Origin of the sequence: Idiomarina xiamenensis 10-D-4, from assembly GCF_000299895.1 — a bacterium.
In the GTDB taxonomy this organism is placed as follows: Bacteria; Pseudomonadota; Gammaproteobacteria; order Enterobacterales; family Alteromonadaceae; genus Idiomarina; species Idiomarina xiamenensis.
The window spans coordinates 172,977-190,073 of sequence record NZ_AMRG01000005.1 but is presented as its reverse complement, the minus strand read 5'-3'; the positions used below and the strand labels follow the sequence as shown (position 1 = coordinate 190,073).

At 51.1% G+C, this 17,097-nt stretch carries 15 protein-coding genes and 2 tRNA genes; 7 read left to right on the top strand and 10 right to left on the bottom strand.

The features are described 5' to 3' along the window. The first annotated feature begins 17 nt into the window (after positions 1-17). Positions 18-1,481 carry a phospholipase D-like domain-containing protein gene (locus A10D4_RS05640; RefSeq protein ID WP_040502600.1) on the top strand — a complete coding sequence of 488 codons (1,464 nt, stop codon included), beginning with the start codon at positions 18-20 and terminating at the stop codon, positions 1,479-1,481. A gap of 7 nt (positions 1,482-1,488) precedes the next feature. Here the strand turns inward: A10D4_RS05640 and hemN are convergent, their stop codons facing one another. The 4 genes from hemN to orn all read right to left on the bottom strand — a co-directional run bounded on the left by hemN (position 1,489) and on the right by orn (position 3,796). After that, complete coding sequence (gene hemN, locus A10D4_RS05635) at positions 1,489-2,871, bottom strand: oxygen-independent coproporphyrinogen III oxidase (protein ID WP_008488290.1); 1,383 nt, start codon at positions 2,869-2,871, stop codon at positions 1,489-1,491. A gap of 125 nt (positions 2,872-2,996) precedes the next feature. Beyond that, a tRNA-Gly gene (locus A10D4_RS05630) sits at positions 2,997-3,072 on the bottom strand. 38 nt (positions 3,073-3,110) lie between these two features. After that, positions 3,111-3,186 (bottom strand) — tRNA-Gly (locus A10D4_RS05625). Between the two features lie 52 nt (positions 3,187-3,238). After that, positions 3,239-3,796 (bottom strand): oligoribonuclease, encoded by a 558-nt coding sequence (gene orn, locus A10D4_RS05620; protein ID WP_008488289.1) that lies wholly within the window; start codon positions 3,794-3,796, stop codon positions 3,239-3,241. A gap of 118 nt (positions 3,797-3,914) precedes the next feature. Here orn and rsgA point away from each other — a divergent pair, with 118 nt between their 5' ends. The 3 genes from rsgA to A10D4_RS05605 all read left to right on the top strand — a co-directional run bounded on the left by rsgA (position 3,915) and on the right by A10D4_RS05605 (position 6,725). Further along, entirely contained in the window at positions 3,915-5,000 is a 1,086-nt protein-coding gene (rsgA, locus tag A10D4_RS05615) for a small ribosomal subunit biogenesis GTPase RsgA (protein ID WP_008488288.1), read from the top strand. A gap of 53 nt (positions 5,001-5,053) precedes the next feature. Further along, the gene (asd, locus tag A10D4_RS05610) at positions 5,054-5,887 is read left to right on the top strand and encodes an archaetidylserine decarboxylase (protein WP_051002092.1); all 834 of its coding nucleotides are present in this window, start codon (positions 5,054-5,056) and stop codon (positions 5,885-5,887) included. Positions 5,888-5,993: 106 nt separating this feature from the next. Then, positions 5,994-6,725, top strand: a complete 732-nt coding sequence (locus A10D4_RS05605; protein WP_008488286.1) for a glycerophosphodiester phosphodiesterase — start codon at positions 5,994-5,996, stop codon at positions 6,723-6,725. A 19-nt stretch (positions 6,726-6,744) separates the two neighbouring features. Here A10D4_RS05605 and A10D4_RS05600 read toward each other — a convergent pair whose 3' ends face one another. From A10D4_RS05600 to nudC, 5 genes are all read right to left on the bottom strand, one after another. Further along, positions 6,745-7,533, bottom strand: coding sequence for a hypothetical protein (locus A10D4_RS05600; RefSeq protein WP_008488284.1), 789 nt, complete (start codon positions 7,531-7,533; stop codon positions 6,745-6,747). 178 nt (positions 7,534-7,711) lie between these two features. Further along, positions 7,712-10,822: an efflux RND transporter permease subunit gene (locus A10D4_RS05595; RefSeq protein ID WP_008488282.1), complete on the bottom strand. Its 3,111-nt coding sequence runs from the start codon at positions 10,820-10,822 to the stop codon at positions 7,712-7,714. Positions 10,823-10,825: 3 nt separating this feature from the next. Next, the gene (locus A10D4_RS05590; RefSeq protein WP_008488281.1) at positions 10,826-11,881 is read right to left on the bottom strand and encodes an efflux RND transporter periplasmic adaptor subunit; all 1,056 of its coding nucleotides are present in this window, start codon (positions 11,879-11,881) and stop codon (positions 10,826-10,828) included. 165 nt (positions 11,882-12,046) lie between these two features. Then, a complete protein-coding gene (gene hemE, locus A10D4_RS05585; protein ID WP_008488280.1) occupies positions 12,047-13,111 on the bottom strand; it encodes a uroporphyrinogen decarboxylase in 1,065 nt (354 codons plus the stop codon). A 262-nt stretch (positions 13,112-13,373) separates the two neighbouring features. Beyond that, positions 13,374-14,189: an NAD(+) diphosphatase gene (gene nudC, locus A10D4_RS05580; protein ID WP_008488279.1), complete on the bottom strand. Its 816-nt coding sequence runs from the start codon at positions 14,187-14,189 to the stop codon at positions 13,374-13,376. A 102-nt stretch (positions 14,190-14,291) separates the two neighbouring features. Between nudC and A10D4_RS05575 the strand changes: the two genes are divergently transcribed. Continuing rightward, the gene (locus tag A10D4_RS05575) at positions 14,292-14,762 is read left to right on the top strand and encodes an Rsd/AlgQ family anti-sigma factor (RefSeq protein WP_008488278.1); all 471 of its coding nucleotides are present in this window, start codon (positions 14,292-14,294) and stop codon (positions 14,760-14,762) included. Between the two features lie 62 nt (positions 14,763-14,824). On the opposite strand, the gene fkpA is transcribed toward A10D4_RS05575, so the two are convergent. After that, entirely contained in the window at positions 14,825-15,571 is a 747-nt protein-coding gene (gene fkpA, locus A10D4_RS05570) for an FKBP-type peptidyl-prolyl cis-trans isomerase (protein WP_008488277.1), read from the bottom strand. Positions 15,572-15,754: 183 nt separating this feature from the next. Between fkpA and A10D4_RS05565 the strand changes: the two genes are divergently transcribed. Next, a complete protein-coding gene (locus A10D4_RS05565) occupies positions 15,755-16,771 on the top strand; it encodes a WD40 repeat domain-containing protein (protein ID WP_008488275.1) in 1,017 nt (338 codons plus the stop codon). Between the two features lie 25 nt (positions 16,772-16,796). After that, on the top strand, positions 16,797-17,024 hold the full coding sequence (locus A10D4_RS05560) for a SlyX family protein (RefSeq protein WP_008488274.1): 228 nt from the start codon (positions 16,797-16,799) through the stop codon (positions 17,022-17,024). Positions 17,025-17,097 lie beyond the last annotated feature (73 nt).

Here is a 17,097-nt window from a genome sequence, read left to right as displayed (position 1 = left end):
CGCTAACGGAGCAGCTAATGATGCCGGCCTGGCTCAGCCAATCTTGGCCTTATATTGTACTCTGCGCCTCGGTCACCATCAGCTTGGCCGCAGCCATCCATGTCACTATGCACAAACGTGATGTCCGCGCCGCCATCGGCTGGGTTGGACTGGTCTTATTATCACCCTTTGTCGGCAGCACCATCTATCTCATTGCCGGCATCAACCGCATTCGCGTCAAGCGGGTATCACGGCGGCGCGATCATATCGAAGCAAGTCATGATCAACGTCTACTACCCGATGAGGCATCGCTAACCGACAACGTCGGCCTAGCACTGACACGGCAAAAACTATTAGCCGATCGCATCAGCAAGTTCCCATTGGTCGAGGGTAATCGTGTCGAGGTATTTAGCGACGGCGATAATGCCTATCAGGCAATGCTCGCGGCCATCGACAAGGCAAAACACTACATCGTATTGCAAAGTTACATCTTTGATTATGACTACATCGGGCGCCGCTTTGTCGATGCGCTTAGTGGCGCCCAGCAGCGCGGCGTCAACATCCGGGTGCTGGTCGATGCAATTGGTGAGAAGTACTCACCCCGTCCCGTCAGCCGTTTTCTGCGCCGCAGCGGTATTGCTTACGCGCGTTTCATGCCCCCCAAACTCGGTCTGCGTTTGGCTTACGCCAATATGCGTAGTCACCGAAAACTGTTGATCGTCGATGGCCAAGCCGGTTTTACCGGCGGCATGAATATTCGTCAGGCATTTTCCCGTGAGGCTTGTCAGCAACTCAGTGCTAACGGCAAAACCGTGACCGCTGCCAAAGATACCCATTTTTGTCTGCAGGGGCCGGTGGTGCAACAATTGATGTACAGCTTCGCCCATGATTGGGAGTTCAGTTGCGGTGAATCGCTACATCATCGACACTGGTTTAAGCCAGCCGCTACCCCAGGTTACGTGCCCGCACGTTGCATTACCTCGGGTCCCGATCAAGCGCTCAGCAGCAACCACGGCATGCTACTTGGTGCACTTGCCGCAGCACAACAACGAGTAATGTTACAAAGCCCGTACTTTTTGCCCGATAGCGCGCTACTGGGTGCGTTAATGACAACCGCGCGGCGCGGCGTAACGGTGGACATTGTGTTACCGGCAGAGAATAATTTACGGCTGGTTGATTATGCCATGAACGCGCAACTGGATTTGGTCATCGATGCCGGTTGTCGGGTCTGGCGAGCGCCCGGTTTTGACCATTCCAAGTTGCTCACGGTTGATGGCGCATGGTCTTATATTGGCTCATCTAACCTTGACCCACGTAGTTTACGGTTAAATTTTGAGCTAGATGTTGAGCTATATGACCGTAATCTTGCCGTACGACTTGAGCAACAAATGCAAGCCCATATTGATGCCGCCGAAGCGCAAACCACGCAGCAACTCGCTCAGCAGCCGTTCATTAAGCGTCTGCGCAACAAGCTCATTTGGTTAGCGTCACCTTACTTGTGATCACTCATCATACGACTTTCGAATAACGTTGTCGGTGTTCCGCCAAATAGGCATCAAAACAGGCACAAATGCTCCGCACCCATAAACGTCCGGCAGCGGTGACTTCGATGCGGTCGGCGCTGGCGGTGACTAAACCATCGTCAATAAAGGGGTCTAAACGCGCTATGGCATCGGCAAAGTATTGCCAGAAACCTCGCATGCCCCGTAACCCCCAGGTATGGCTAAAACTCGCGATATCCAAATGAAAATGACAAATCAACTGACTGATCAAGGCCGCACGACAGCGGTCGTCTTCGCTTAAGACATAGCCTTTGGTTAACGGCAGCTGCTGGTCAGCAATAGCACGACTGTAATCTTTTAGCGACTTATGGTTCTGCCAAAGAACACCATTGACCTGACTAATACTGGACGCGCCCAACCCCAACATGGCATCTTGTCCTGCTGTGGTATAGCCCTGAAAATTACGCTGTAAACGGCCTGCTTGCTGAGCCTGCGCCAAGCTATCGGAAGCCTTGGCAAAATGATCCATGCCGATAAATTGATAACCGGCTTGCACGAAAGCCTCAATCCCCATTTGCTGCACCTGTAACTTGGTCTGCGCTGATGGCAGGCTGGCATCGGGTATTTTGCGCTGTGCGGCAAAACGCTGAGGTAAGTGCGCGTAACTGAATAACGAAATCCGATCCGGAGCCATCTCAATAACGCCCGCCAGAGTTTCCGCAAAACTCTGCGGATACTGATGCGGCAAGCCGTAAATTAAGTCGGCATTAATAGAGCTAAATGCTAACGACCGACACTGTTCAAACTGGTGAATAATGAGATCGGTTTCTTGCACACGATTGATCGCAATCTGCACACGTCGGTCAAGATCTTGAACACCAAAACTAACCCGATTAACGCCTAACTCACGTAAATGCGCTAACTTCTCGTCAGTACAGCTACGCGGGTCAATCTCGACGCTGATTTCCGCATCCTCACTGATATGAAAATGCTGACGCAAACCAGTAAACAAGCGCGATAACTGGGCTTCGCTTAAAAAAGTGGGTGTGCCGCCGCCCAGGTGCACCTGAATAATGCGCTTATCCGCAACGAGCGCTTGATAATGACGCATCTCAGCCAGCAAGGCATCGACATAGGGGTCGGCTTTATGCTGATGCCGACTGATGACTTTATGGCAACCGCAGTAATAGCATAAACGCTGGCAAAACGGCACATGCAAATAGAGACTCAGGTGTTGCTGGCTGCTCCGCAAAGCAGCCTTTGCTGATTCGGCCGCAAACCCGGTTTGCATCGCTAACGCAGTCGGATAGGAAGTATAACGAGGTCCGTTAAGATTGTACTTGGCAATTAACTGTGGCTGCCACGTAATGTGACTGGACGGATTCAACATAGCTACCTCGCGACAAAAATCGGTTTACCCGGTGGCGACGATGCTAACCTAAAATCGAAAGAATAAGCTTGATGTAGCTCAGCTATGAGCCTAATGAAATAATATGAGGCATGAAAAAAGAAGTTTGGAGCGGGAAACGAGACTCGAACTCGCGACCCCAACCTTGGCAAGGTTGTGCTCTACCAACTGAGCTATTCCCGCATGTAGCATGACAAATGGATTGCCATGATAAAGGATGTTGGAGCGGGAAACGAGACTCGAACTCGCGACCCCAACCTTGGCAAGGTTGTGCTCTACCAACTGAGCTATTCCCGCATCAACGACCGCGCATTTTACGGATTTCCGGCGGCGTTGCAAGTGCTTTTCGTCAGCTTGACGCTTGGTTGATGAAAAAACGCTCGCGATAATGGCGTAATTCGTCAATTGATTCACGGATATCAGCCAGCGCTTCGTGCGCGCCAGACTTTTTAACGCCTGCTGCAACCGCTGGATTCCAGCGCTTGGCGAGTTCTTTAACGGTACTGACATCCAAATTGCGATAATGAAAAAAGGCCTCAAGTTGTGGCATATGCTTGACCAAAAAACGCCGATCCTGACCGATGCTATTGCCGCATAGCGGCGACTTACCTGATGCCACATACTGCTGCAAAAAAGCCAGCGTTTGGCGCACCGCTTCATCCTCATCAATACGACTCGCTTTGACTCGCTCGACTAATCCGGATTGTGTGTGCGTATTGACGTTCCAGTCATCCATCCGCGCTAAATACTGCTCAGGTTGATGAATCGCCAATACCGGGCCTTCAGCGATGACCTGCAAATCGCTATCGGTCACAATGGTTGCGATTTCGATAACGTGGTGCTGCTCGGGGTCTAACCCGGTCATTTCTAAGTCAATCCATACTAAAGCGTCATCGCGAACTGTCATGTGTGAAAAAGCCCTCTTTATTGCGCTCAAACCAAGCCATTACTGACGCTTTATTGTATGATACTTTGCATCGCAATGCGGGCTTTTTTCTAACCAAGGTAACTAACATGGGTAAACAGTGGCAAAACGGCAAAAGCTGAACAAAGGGCAACAACGGCGAGTGCGTGCCAATCATAGCAAGCGCTTAGCTAAAGCCGGCCAGCCGGAGCCCCAGCTCGTCGCCGATGACTGGCAACAAGATCAGCTAGGTAGCGCCGAGGCTGGTGTGATTGTCAGTCGTTATGGGCAGCATGCCGATGTTGCCGATCAGCACGGGCAATTACACCGCTGTCATATTCGACGTACAGTCGAATCATTGGTATGTGGCGATAAGGTTATTTGGCGACGCGCTAAAGAAGCAAGCGAAGGCCCCGCAGGCGTGATTGAGGCGGTCAACGAGCGCCACTCGTTACTGTCGCGCCCCGACTATTATGATGGTATTAAGCCGGTAGCAGCTAACATCGACCAAATTTTTATAGTCAGTAGTGTATTACCGAGTTTTAGCGCACAAATTATCGATCGTTATTTGGTCGCATGCGAAGACGCCGATATCGAACCCGTCATCGTCCTCAATAAAGTCGATCTGCTGGTTGATCTGGAGGCTAGCGAACGCGCCGACATCGACGCCTATTTAGCCGCCTACGAACAGCTTGGCTACCGAGTTTTACGTGTCAGCAGCCGTCAGCAAGATGGTCTGAGCCCGCTGTTCAACGCCATGAATAATCGCGTCTCGGTCTTTGTCGGGCAGTCTGGCGTGGGTAAGTCGTCATTAGTCAATGCCTTGTTACCCGACGTCGAAGCGCTGACACAACAGGTTTCGGATAATTCGGGCTTAGGCCAGCACACCACCACGGTCGCTACACGCTACGCCTTAGCGGCACCGTTTAGCTCAACGGCCGAGGCAGCCATTATTGACTCGCCCGGTATTCGTGAGTTTTCGCTCTGGCATCTAGACGCCGAGCGGGTGGCTTGGTGTTTTATTGATTTTCGTCCCTACTTGGGACGCTGTAAGTTCCGCGACTGTAAGCATCGCGATGACCCCGGCTGTGCAATTCAACAAGCAGTAGCCGACAACGATATTTACGCATGGCGTTTGGCGAACTTTCATCGGATAATTGACTCCATGGAAACGCAAAGGCCTGCACGAGCCGATAAAAAGAGGTAGTTCTGGTGGCTAAATCAAGCTTAGACTCAGTCAAAATCACAGCTCAATATATAATGCCGAAGAAGTTGATTTCACGGCTCATGGGCAAATTTGCGAAAGCCGAAGCCGGTTGGGCCACACAGGCCTTTATTCGCTGGTTTATTAAGCGCTACAACATCAACATGAGCGAAGCCATTCATGAAGATCCGTCGCACTACAAAACCTTTAATGCGTTTTTTACTCGTCATTTAAAGCCAGAGCTGCGTCCGTTAGCAGCAACCGAAGGACAATTAGCCCATCCGGTCGATGGCGCCATTAGCCAGCTGGGCGCAATTGATGACGACCGAATCATTCAAGCTAAACAACACGATTATAGTGTCGAGGCTTTGCTCGGTGGTGACCAACAAGACGCCAAACTGTTTCACAACGGTCAATTTGCCACCATTTATCTGGCGCCACGCGATTACCATCGTATTCATATGCCGTGCGACGGTGTGTTGCGCAAAATGACATACGTCCCCGGTGATTTGTTTTCGGTAAACCCGCTCACTGCCAATAATGTGCCCGGCCTATTCGCTCGTAACGAGCGTGTGGTAGCCATTTTTGACGGCGAATTCGGTCCCTTTGCTATGGTGTTAGTCGGCGCCACTATCGTTGCCAGCATCGCTACCCGTTGGGCCGGCGTGGTAACACCACCTAGCGGCCCCAAAGTGCATAGCTGGCATTACCCGGCTCAGGGTGACGATGCCGTACGTTTGCAAAAAGGCGAAGAGATGGGCTTATTTCAACTCGGTTCAACCGTGGTGATGTGCTTTCCGCAAGACAGCATTCGCTTTGCCGACGACTTACAGCCAGAAGCCGTCACTCGCATGGGCCAAGTCATGGCTAGCATCAACCCGCCGGCCTAAACCACATCGTGTTGCTGACATCTGTTGGTAACACGGCTATGTTTAACTGAACGCCAGCTAAAAGTTTACTGAGGTGTAAGGCGCAATCGATGGGAAGCCGTCAACTGTGAAGATCATCGCTCACCGCGGCGCTAGCTTTGAAGCCCCGGAAAACACGCTGGCGGCCTTTGGCCGTGCGCTTGATGCTGGCGCCGATGGCATCGAGTTAGATGTCTATGCTATCGAAGACGAATTAATTGTATTCCACGATCGCTATTTAGAGCGCTTAACCGCGACCCCAGGTCGGCTATGCGACTTGACCTTGGCGCAAGTGCGTCAACTGAAGATATTTGGCCAACAACGTATCCCCACCCTTAACGAAGCATTGGCTTTTATCGCAGGTCGCTGCTTGGTTAATATTGAATTAAAAGGCCCGGTCGATATCCAGCGCATGCGAAGCTGCTTGGATTACGCCGTACAAGCTTGCCAATTTGCGCCCGAGCAATTGCTGGTGTCATCGTTTAATCATCACTGGTTACAACAGCTCAAACGACAACAGCCAACACAAGTCATTGGCGCGCTGACCACCTGTTGTCCATTAGATTATTGCGTCTTCGCAGAACGCTTAAATGCTTGGTCGGTACACATCGATGTCGACTTTGTCACGCCTGAGCTCGTCGCCGATGGACACCAACGCGGCTTACAGGTGTACGTATTTACCGTCGATGAAGCCCACGATATCGAAGATCTTTATCGCATGGGGGTAGACGGTATCTTTACCAATCACCCCGCTCACGCCAGAAATGTATTAGCTGGCTTACCGGTCGACCGCGAAGAGGCGCTGCTGCATTTGAGTTGATGCACTCGCCACCAGCCAACTAGTCATCGTTGCACACCGCACCTTTCAACACGCTACAGCTACTTAGGCCTCGTTCGCATGATGTTGACTTGCCGCAATGCTGGTCAGGGTCAACCACTGCATCATCGCCAGGCAACGTTGGCCCACCTAAAGGTTGATATTGGAGTGTTTTGAAAGGGCCCGTAAAGCCACGTTGCATAGCTAACTGAAGTGATTGATTGAGCAGGTAGTTAGCGAACTTGGTCTCGGAGAGTGGCTCTCTTTGATAATGTGTTCGGGCAAGGGTCAGTGACACAATGTGGCTATCGGCGCTGGCAAACAACAAGGCCGCGGTAGCAGCCGAGTTGCAATCAAGCGCACCAATACTGCGGCCCGATAACGGCTTAATCAAGGTCGCCTTATCGGCCTTGATACGATAAGTCATGATGCGGTAGCCAGTAACACTGTCGGCGACATGATAAACTACACTGTAGCCATTCAAGCGCGATAGCGTAACACTTGACTGGCTCGACTTATCCGCATCGACTTGACCGTGTAGGTGAAGTGCATGAATAGGCCAACGTTTATTCAGCAACGGTAACCGCTGCGCAAAGTCGTTCAATTCAACAGCGCTGATAAATAAGCCAACCGTATCGACTTGTCGTACGCCATAATCGCGCACACTCGTCATAAAATCCTCCCCCAGCCACTGCCCATAGAAAGAACGCTGCGGAACGATCATATATCCTTCAATGTTAGCAACAGTTAACTGCGACTGTGGCGTTGCGAGCGCCCACACATCGCTATGGACAAACAGTAACACGGCCACAAGTAAACTCCTGAAACCCGCTATTCGATGGTGTGTATGCATGCTGGCTACCTCCACTCGGTCGACAAGCGTTAGCATAGCTGGCCACGGGGTCTTGCTGCATTTTTGTGATAAACCTCACAAAAAAAGGGCCCTGAGGCCCTTTTTTGCTAGTGAGTTATATTTGCCAAGCGACGTCTTAGGCACCCTCGCCTTTACGCTCAGGATGCTGCTCGTGCAAATCATCCAATTTACGTGACAATTGCATCGGCGAGGTGGTGTTTTTCGCTAACAGAATATACAGCGCAGGCACCACAAAAATAGTCATGAAAGCCGATACCGCTACCCCGGCAAAAATGACCAAGCCGATCACCATCCGGCTCTCGGCGCCCGGACCTGTACCCAAGATAAGCGGCAACGCACTCATTAAGGTCGTGAATGCCGTCATCACGATAGGACGTAAACGCTGCTGTGACGCCTTCAATGCAGCATCAACAATGTTCATCCCGGCATCGCGTAGCTGGTTAGCAAATTCGACGATCAAAATACCGTTCTTAGCCGCCAAGCCGATCAACATGACGATCCCGATCTGGCTATAAATATTCAGCGTTTGTCCACCCAGCCATAAGCCAATCATGGCACCGATCAGCGCCAACGGCACTGCCAGCATGATCACTAACGGGTGTATGAAGCTTTCAAATTGCGCCGCCAATACCAAGAAGGTGATCACTAACGCCATGCCAAACACGAAAATAATCGAACTACCACTTTCTTTGTACAGTTGCGATTCGCCTTTATAGTCGATCGAGACATCGTCGGGCAGCTTCTCTTTAACCAAATCCTCGAGATAACTTAACGCTTCGCCCAGCGAATACCCCTCGGCCAAGTTGGCTTCGATAGTAACACTGCGCATGCGGTTGTAGCGGTTCAACTCGGCTGATGTGGCGGTTTCTTCCACGGTGACCAAGTTCGACAAGGGGATCAAACGGCCGCTGTTGGCCGAACGCACATAAATATTATCAATGGCGTTAGGACTACGATAGTCAGATTGCTCACCTTCAAGAATAACGTTGTATTCTTCGCCACGGTCCAAGTAAGTGGTCACTCGCCGCTCACCTAACATGGTTTCCAGCGTTCGACCAATGTCTCCAACAGCCACGCCCAAGTCAGCAGCGCGCGACTGATCGATCTGAATCAGCAATTGCGGTAGCGTTTGTTTAAAGTCGCTGTCCAGTTGCACTAAGCCCGGATTAGTTGAAGCTTCTTCGATGAGAATGTCACGATACTGCGCCAGCCGTTCGTAGGTGTTGCCTTGCAACACAAATTGCACCGGCCGACCACCGCCTGCGCTGATGCCGCTGCGCATAAACGTAAAGGCTTGCACACCGACAACGTTTTCCAGCTTAGTACGTACTTCATCCATTAAATCGAAAGTCGACCAATCGCGTTCTTCAAAGGGTAGCGCACCAACAATCGCAATACCCGCTGAGTTCCCCCAGCCCGGTGAACGGATGATCAGCCGGTCGATCTTTTTATCTTTATCCAAGTATGGCATCAAAATGTTCTCGATTTCGCGCATGTAGCGTGAATTCGATTCAAAACTCGCACCTTCGGCGCCTTTGATGCTGACATAGAAAGTACCGCGGTCTTCTGGCGGCACGAACTCTTGCGGAATAATTTGCATCAAGCCGTAACTACAAACACCACACAGAATAACCACCACCAGTGCCAACGATGGAATTTCTACCGAGCGCCGTAACACCCGCAGATAGCCACTCTCTAAACGCGCGAAACCAGCATCGAGCTTGCGTCCAATCCAGCCGCTACGCTCTTTACGCTGCAGTAGCTTAGAACTTAACATCGGTGTAATGGTTAGCGCAGCAATACTCGAGAAAGCCACCGCTGCGGCCATCGCTAAGGCGAACTCGGTAAATAGCTTACCGATATTGCCCTCCAAAAAGGCCAGCGGCACAAACACCGCAATCAACACCAGCGTGGTTGCAATAACCGCGAAGCCAACTTCACGGGCACCGCGATAAGCGGCCAGCAAGGGCGGCTCGCCCTCTTCGACGCGTCGGTAAATATTTTCTAGCACAACAATCGAGTCATCGACCACCAGACCAATCGCCAACACGAGCGCCAGCAAGGTCAGCAAGTTGATGGAAAAACCCAACGCTAGCAAGACGATGTAGGAGGCAATAATGGCCACCGGCACCGTCGCTGCCGGCACGATAGTCGCACGCACCGTACCAAGGAACAGATAAATCACGATGACCACCAAACACATGGCAATCAACAGCGTGTTATAAACCTCGTCGATAGAGCCTTGAATAAACACCGAGGAATCGTAGCTCGGTGCCAAATACATCGTTTCTGGCAGCGTCGCTTCGATATTCTTGATTTCTTCACGAACGTTCTCGACCACCGATAGGGTATTGGCTTTGGACTGCTTGACGATACCCAAGCCGACCATGTTGACGCCATTACCACGGAAATCGGTTTTATCGTCTTCGGCACCCAACTCAACCCGGGCGATCTCGCCTAAGCGTACCAAATAGCCGTCGTCACCTTGCTTGATCACCATATTGCGGAAATCGCTGGTGTCCAAGTAGGCTCGCGCAACCCGCACCGAGAATTCGCGGTCGACCGACTCCACCTCACCGGCAGGTAGCTCAACGTTTTCTTCGCGCAAACGGTTCTCAACGTCGGTCACGGTGATCTCGCGCGCGGCCATAGCATCGCGATCTAACCACACCCGCATCGCGTATTTGCGGTCACCACCGATAACCACACGCGCCACGCCGTCGGCCACCGCCAAGCGATCGACAATATAGCGGTTGGCGTAATCGGTAAGCTCAATCACCGACATGGTGTCGCTGCGTAGGTTATACCAAACGATGGTGCTTTCATCCGACGACGCTTTCGAGACTTCGGGCGGGTCTACCTGTTCAGGTAGGTTATCCAATACACGCGAAACTCGTTCACGCACATCGTTAGCCGCGGCATCGATGTCACGCGACAAGGTGAATTCGATACTAATGCGTGAGCGGCCATTCCGACTGCTAGAAGAGATGTTTTTTATACCCTCGATACCGCTGATACGTTCTTCAATAACCTGCGTGATCTGGGTTTCGACAATTTCAGCCGATGCCCCACGATAGTTGGTATCGATCGACACAATAGGACGATCAATATCCGGGTATTCACGTAGCGGTAGCATGGTGAAGGCAACAATACCAAATACCACCAACAGGATATTTAAAACGGTGGCAAAAACCGGACGTTTTACCGATACATCAGATAACAACATGGTTTAGCCTCCTTGTACGCTGACAGGTACGCCGTCACGTAACCGTACAAGTCCCTCTACCACCACTTTTTCACCCGCTTCCAGGCCACTGGTGATTTCTACCATGCCAGGCTTACGACGGCCGATAGTCACCTCGACCTGACGCGCACGATTATCATCGGTAACCACGTACACGTACTGGCGTTCTTGAATCGGTAAAATCGCTTTTTCCGGTAAAATCATGGCCTCGTCGATACTACGTAGCAAGCTGATACGCAGCAACATGCCCGGCCGTAAGCGGCCATCCTCATTTTTCACCTGCGCCCGTACCAATACCGAGCGGGTTAACGGGTCCACCCGTGAATCGATGCTTTGAATGATGCCTTCAAACTGTTCTCCCGGATACGCACTTGAGCGTGCGGTGACTTTTTGCCCTACCGCCAAGCTGGCGAAATACAGTTCCGGGATATTAAAGTCGACTTTAATCGGGGTAGTGTCATCCAAGGTGGTGATCTCGTCGCCCGGCCCCACTAACGAACCGATACTGATGCGACGAATGCCTAAACGACCGGCAAAGGGTGCGTAAATTTTCATTTCGGCCAGCTTGGTACGCGCGACTTCTAACTGTGCGGTAATTTCCTTCACTAGCACGTCTTGTTCTTCAAGCTGTTGCCGCGAAGCAACATTTTCGCGCGCTAAGTTTTGTAGACGGTCAAGCTGACGAGTCGCTTCGCCCAAACGGAATTCGAGCTCTTGAACATTGGCTTGTTCTTCACGCGAATTTAACTCGACCAGTAACTGACCTTGTTCAGCGTAATCACCATCTTCAAAATAAATACGCTCAACAACATCCTGTCGCTGTGGAGTAACCACAATGGATTCGTTCGCCTGCGCCGTACCCAACGCTTCGATGATATCGCGATACTCGCTGATAGCCGCCTCTTGAATGCGAACCGGCACTACCTGTTGCTGGCGCTCAGGAGTGACCTGCTTTTCATTCATAATAAATAAATAAGCGGTGAGTACCGCCAGTGCAACTACCGCGAATGAAACGGGAGTAAATAGAGCACGCTTTGCCATAACTACCTCAAGCAAATGACAGGATTTAGGGACTGTTAGTATTTTAACGACATCAGCGCCAAGGTAACGCCCGCTTACCGCTTAGAATGTAGGCTCTACCGCAAAAGCAAAGAGAGTGTAAAGATGAGCGCTGGCAGCAGGCCTGCCACCAGCGCTGAAAAAGGCTTAACGATGGTAGGCTGGACTAAACTCGTGTACCGCATCAATGAAGGCGGCGGCATGTTCTGGATCGACTGTCGGATGAATACCATGACCGAGGTTAAACACGTGCCCATGGCCTTCACCATAACTGGCTAGAATGGTTTTCACTTCATCACGGATACGCTGCGGCGACGCGTACAGCATACTCGGGTCCATATTACCTTGCAGCGCCACCCGCTCACCGACAGCGGCCCGCGCACTGGCCAAATCGGTGGTCCAATCGACCCCTAAGGCGTCGGCGCCAGTAGCGGCCATATCGGCTAACCATTGCCCACCATTTTTGGTAAATAGCGTTACCGGCACGCGGCGACCTTCTGCCTCGCGGGTGAGTCCATCGACGATACGTTGCATATAGGCCAGCGAAAACTCACGGTAATCGCGTGGTGACAACACCCCGCCCCAAGTATCAAAGATCATTACCGCCTGCGCACCGGCAGCAATTTGTGCATTTAAGTACAGGGTGACCGCATCAGCCAACTTGCTCAGCAACAAGTGCAGGCTTTGAGGTTCGGCAAAAGCCATTTGCTTCACTTTGGCAAAGTTCTTTGTACTACCGCCTTCCACCATGTAGGTCGCCAATGTCCACGGACTACCAGAGAACCCTATCAAGGGTACTTCACCTTTTAACTCGCGGCGAATGGTACGAACCGCATCCATCACATAACGTAATTCTTGTTCTGGATCGGGTATCGGTAACGCAGCGATGCTGGCGTGATCTTGTAACGGTCGTTGAAAGCGCGGACCTTCGCCGGTTTCAAAATAGAGCCCCAGGCCCATGGCATCAGGAATGGTTAGAATGTCAGAAAACAAAATCGCCGCATCTAAAGCAAAACGACGCAACGGCTGCAGCGTCACTTCACAGGCCAACTCCGGGTTTTGACAAACGCTCATGAAATCGCCAGCTTCGGCACGTACCGCCCGATATTCAGGTAAATAGCGACCGGCCTGACGCATCATCCAAATCGGCGTGCGAGTCGTCGGTTGGCGCAATAATGCACGTAAATAAACATCATTCTTTAATTCAGTCATGGCGCTCTCTTTGCTGGCTCGGCAACTGCCGTGGCCGGTTTTAAATCGGCGAATGTACAAAAAAACGGCGTGATTTTACCAGTATCTGCACTGGAATCCCATGCCAATCGGGCTGCTATTGGCAGGCCTTTACTTGAGCTAGCGCAAATGCTCTGCTATAACTACATGGCGTAACAAAAAAACAACAAGAAAGCTCGCTGCAGCGAGTCCTCAACTGCGCTACTTATCCCCTTCACTCGTGAAGGGGTTTTTATTACCGCCATCAGCTCTCTGCAGTTATCAATGCTTTCGACAGTTCGATCAGGCGATGCGCAATCGTCCCTGCCGGTGGTGTCTGCGGCAACTGATCAATGTCAAACCAATCGCCCTGTTCTAATTCCAGCGGATCGAGGCGTAACTGACCAGCCTGCCAAACAGCGGTATAGCCCATCATCAGCGAGTGCGGAAACGGCCACGGCTGACTAAAGTGATACTGTAGCTGATTAACTTCAATACCGGCCTCTTCCATCACCTCACGGTGCAACGCTTGTTCTAACGACTCACCGGTTTCGACAAAGCCCGCTAAAATGGAATACAAACCGGCTTTATGACGTTTACCACGGGCTAATAACAACTGCCGTCCGCGTCGAATGGCGACGATGATGCATGGCGAGATACGCGGATAGCAGCGATGAGAACAGCGCGAGCATTGTGTTGCCAACTCCCATTCGATGGTTTCCATACGACTACCACAGCGCCCGCAATAACGGTGAGTTAATAAAAACTCGGCAACCTGGCTGGCACGCCCAGCCATGGCAAATAACGCTTCATCTTCGAATAACAGCACTCTTAGCGACTGGAACTCACCTAAGCCGCTAAACTGTTGGTCACCATAATCCGCCATCACCAAATAACAAGGGCGCTCACGTAATTCGCCTAATTGCAGCACGGTATAGTCTTGCAAGTCGGGCAACGGTAAATCCGCTTGGCAACCAAATGGCACGCGTGGTGAGGCGTCAGTAACAATCACTTCACCGGCCACCACGATGAACCACCAGCAGGGTTCGTCGGCGGCGGGCCGGACATTCGGTTTAACCATGTTTCACCTCAACAGTTGTTAACGTTTTGGGGCTATCAATTCGTTGACGAGCATTATACCCTAGCTATACATTCATAGGAGAGAAAAAGGCAGGAGAAAACCATGTTAACCCGCGCTGAAAAAGCCAAACAAAGGTGGGGTGGCAACAATCAGGCTATCGACCACTGGCTTAATGAGCGTCAGCAATTGCTGGTCGGTTACTGTCAGTTAGCAGGGCTTCCACCTTATACCAAGGATCAGCAAGAACTCCCTGCAATTGAAAGTATTCGCGAGTTTTGCGGGCAACTGGTCGACTATGTGTCGGCTGGGCATTTTGAGGTGTATGACCATATTACTCGCGAGCATGTTAGCCGTGGCCATGAAATTGGTCGTTTAACCGACGACTTATTTCCGCTGATCGCCGACACCACCGATATCGCGCTGGACTTTAATGACCGCTACGGCAATATCGCTGCAGACAGCGAATTTGCCACTTTCGACCGTGACTTATCGGCGCTTGGCGAAGCGATTGAATTACGTCTGGAGTTTGAAGACCGCCTGCTCGGCGATTTAGACCAACAAAGCTTGCTGTGAGCAGACAATAAAAAAGGCGGCGCTAATGCACCGCCTTTTTCGACTATGATTTTTAGCCAGCGTTATTCGCCGCTGTCTTGCTCAGGATTTTTGATATCCAGTAGCTCAACTTCAAAAATCAATGTCGAATTAGGTGGAATATCACCGCCGCCCATCTCACGGTCGCCATAGGCCAGCTCAGCAGGGATCACAAAGCGGTATTTAGCACCCACTTTCATTAGCTGTAACCCCTCAGTCCAACCCGAGATAACGCGATTCAAGGCTAATACGGTAGGTTTTTGACGCTCGTAAGAACTGTCGAATACGTCACCATTGACTAAGGTGCCCTTATAGTGAACTTCAACAAAGTCGTCGGCCTGCGGTTGTGCACCATCGCCTTCACGTAAAACTTCATACTGCAAGCCCGAGTCGGTGACTTTAACGCCATCACGCTTAGCGTTTTCGGCTAAGTAATCTTCACCTTCTTTCTTGGCTTTAGCACCCAGCACTTCTTGGCGTTGTTTAACCGCTTGCTCACGTAACTCATTGAGCAGATCCTCGGCTTCTTTGTCTGACAACTTGCTGCTGTCTTTTACCGCGTCCACAAAACCAGCGATAACCACATTACGATCTAACACTAAGTCGGCTTCTTCTTGGCGATCAAGGTTAGCGGCGACAAAGCTACCCACCGATGCACCTAAGGCATAAGCTTGCTTGTCTTGTTGGTTTTCTAGTTTTTGCTCACTCACCGGATACGGTTCTTGCTTCGAGCAAGCGACCACAGTCAGGGCGATTGCAGACAAAGCCAAAGGCTTCGCGATGTGCTTCATAATTATCTCCAAGAGGTTGTTCTTGACTATGCTATTGTCAGATCGATTGACATTTATCGTTGATTTATCGGCATTATCGGCGACAACGATCAACAGGCCCTAAGACTATGCCATAATAAAACAGCGAGTCGAAGCCTATAGTATACAAGAACCTATAGTACACAAGAAAAGGTACGCTTGCCTATGTTGAAGCCGTTAACCGCGTTATTACTGTCAAGCCTGACTGCCACCTTGCTCAGCGCTTGCAGTGAACCACCGCAAAAATTGGCCGAGTTTCGCCATGACAATCAGAGCAGCTTTAGTGCCGACGTCGCCAATGATGGCAGCTTCTCGCTGGTCGCTAACGACGACGGCAGCGCTAGTCTCTGGTTTGCCGACGAGCGCGGCGACTATTACCATTGGCGGCATAATAGCGGTCAACAAATTGTCGACGTCGACATCAGTGCCAGTGGTGAAGTTGCGGCGTTAGCCGATAGTCAGGACTTTTCGTTGTGGCAAGTGAGTAGCGGCGAGTCGCTGGGTTATTGGCATATTGGTAACGGCCGCATTCATCGGCTTGCAGTCAGCGCCAACGGTACCGTTATCGTGCTCGCCAAAACTAATGGTATGCAAATCGCTTTCAATCCCAATAGTGGCCGCCGACTGGAGTTTTATGGGCACAGTGAACGCGTCAACGCGTTAGCCATATCCGCCAATGGCCGTTATGTGCTTAGCGGTAGCAACGATCATAACGCCATCTTATGGGATACCGAGAGTGGCCAAATTGTTCATCGCTGGCAACACGACAGCCGCGTCACGCAGGTAGCCTTAGATGCGCAAGGTCGTTACGCTTTTAGTGCCGACAGTAAAGACAATGCCAATATTTGGCGTTTACCCGACGGTCAACGTCAGACAAAGTTGCGCTTTTTTGACCGACAGCGTATTTTTAGCGCCGCAACCTTTAGCCACGACGGTCGCTATTTTATTACCGGCGCGCCATCACGACGTATTACCGTTTGGCAAGTGAGCGACGGCGAGGCGCTGCGCCATTGGTCGATTAATTTACCCGAACAGCACCGCCCAGCTAGTGCCGCGGTATTAGCATTGGGTTTAACTCGCGACGATAATCAACTACTTAGCGAAAGCTCAGCAGGTCTAGCCGAACGCTGGCAAATCATGCTGGGTCAGGACAGCGCTAACAAACCTGCGTCGCAACCTTGATATTCACTCCTATCTGAGGATAGTTATGACAGATAAAGCGTTAATCCAGCGTATGGATAAACTGGAAAGCCAGTTAGCTTTTCAAGACGACGTCATTGATTCGTTGAATCATTTAGTGACTCAGCAAAGCCGCGAGTTACAGCAGTTGCAGCAGCAGTTAAAGTTGGTTGCAAGCAAAGTGAAAAACTTACGCGATGACGATGCACTACCTAACGCCGATGCCAGCCAAGAGCCACCGCCACCGCATTATTAGCGCTACGCTGCTGCCTTGTAATAAAAATGTTAACTTGACCTACCCTAACTCAACCCCGTATAACAACGGTTGG

Excerpts from the sequence above, each read along its gene's own strand:
- A10D4_RS05640 (WP_040502600.1), top strand. The coding sequence starts at position 18 with ATGATGCCGGCCTGGCTCAGCCAATCTTGGCCTTATATTGTACTCTGC.
- orn (WP_008488289.1), bottom strand. The coding sequence starts at position 3,796 with ATGACAGTTCGCGATGACGCTTTAGTATGGATTGACTTAGAAATGACC.
- nudC (WP_008488279.1), bottom strand. The coding sequence starts at position 14,189 with ATGGTTAAACCGAATGTCCGGCCCGCCGCCGACGAACCCTGCTGGTGG.
- A10D4_RS05560 (WP_008488274.1), top strand. The coding sequence starts at position 16,797 with ATGACAGATAAAGCGTTAATCCAGCGTATGGATAAACTGGAAAGCCAG.
- A10D4_RS05565 (WP_008488275.1), top strand. The coding sequence starts at position 15,755 with ATGTTGAAGCCGTTAACCGCGTTATTACTGTCAAGCCTGACTGCCACC.
- hemN (WP_008488290.1), bottom strand. The coding sequence starts at position 2,871 with ATGTTGAATCCGTCCAGTCACATTACGTGGCAGCCACAGTTAATTGCC.
- fkpA (WP_008488277.1), bottom strand. The coding sequence starts at position 15,571 with ATGAAGCACATCGCGAAGCCTTTGGCTTTGTCTGCAATCGCCCTGACT.
- hemE (WP_008488280.1), bottom strand. The coding sequence starts at position 13,111 with ATGACTGAATTAAAGAATGATGTTTATTTACGTGCATTATTGCGCCAA.
- asd (WP_051002092.1), top strand. The coding sequence starts at position 5,054 with ATGCCGAAGAAGTTGATTTCACGGCTCATGGGCAAATTTGCGAAAGCC.
- A10D4_RS05590 (WP_008488281.1), bottom strand. The coding sequence starts at position 11,881 with ATGGCAAAGCGTGCTCTATTTACTCCCGTTTCATTCGCGGTAGTTGCA.
- A10D4_RS05595 (WP_008488282.1), bottom strand. The coding sequence starts at position 10,822 with ATGTTGTTATCTGATGTATCGGTAAAACGTCCGGTTTTTGCCACCGTT.
- A10D4_RS05575 (WP_008488278.1), top strand. The coding sequence starts at position 14,292 with ATGTTAACCCGCGCTGAAAAAGCCAAACAAAGGTGGGGTGGCAACAAT.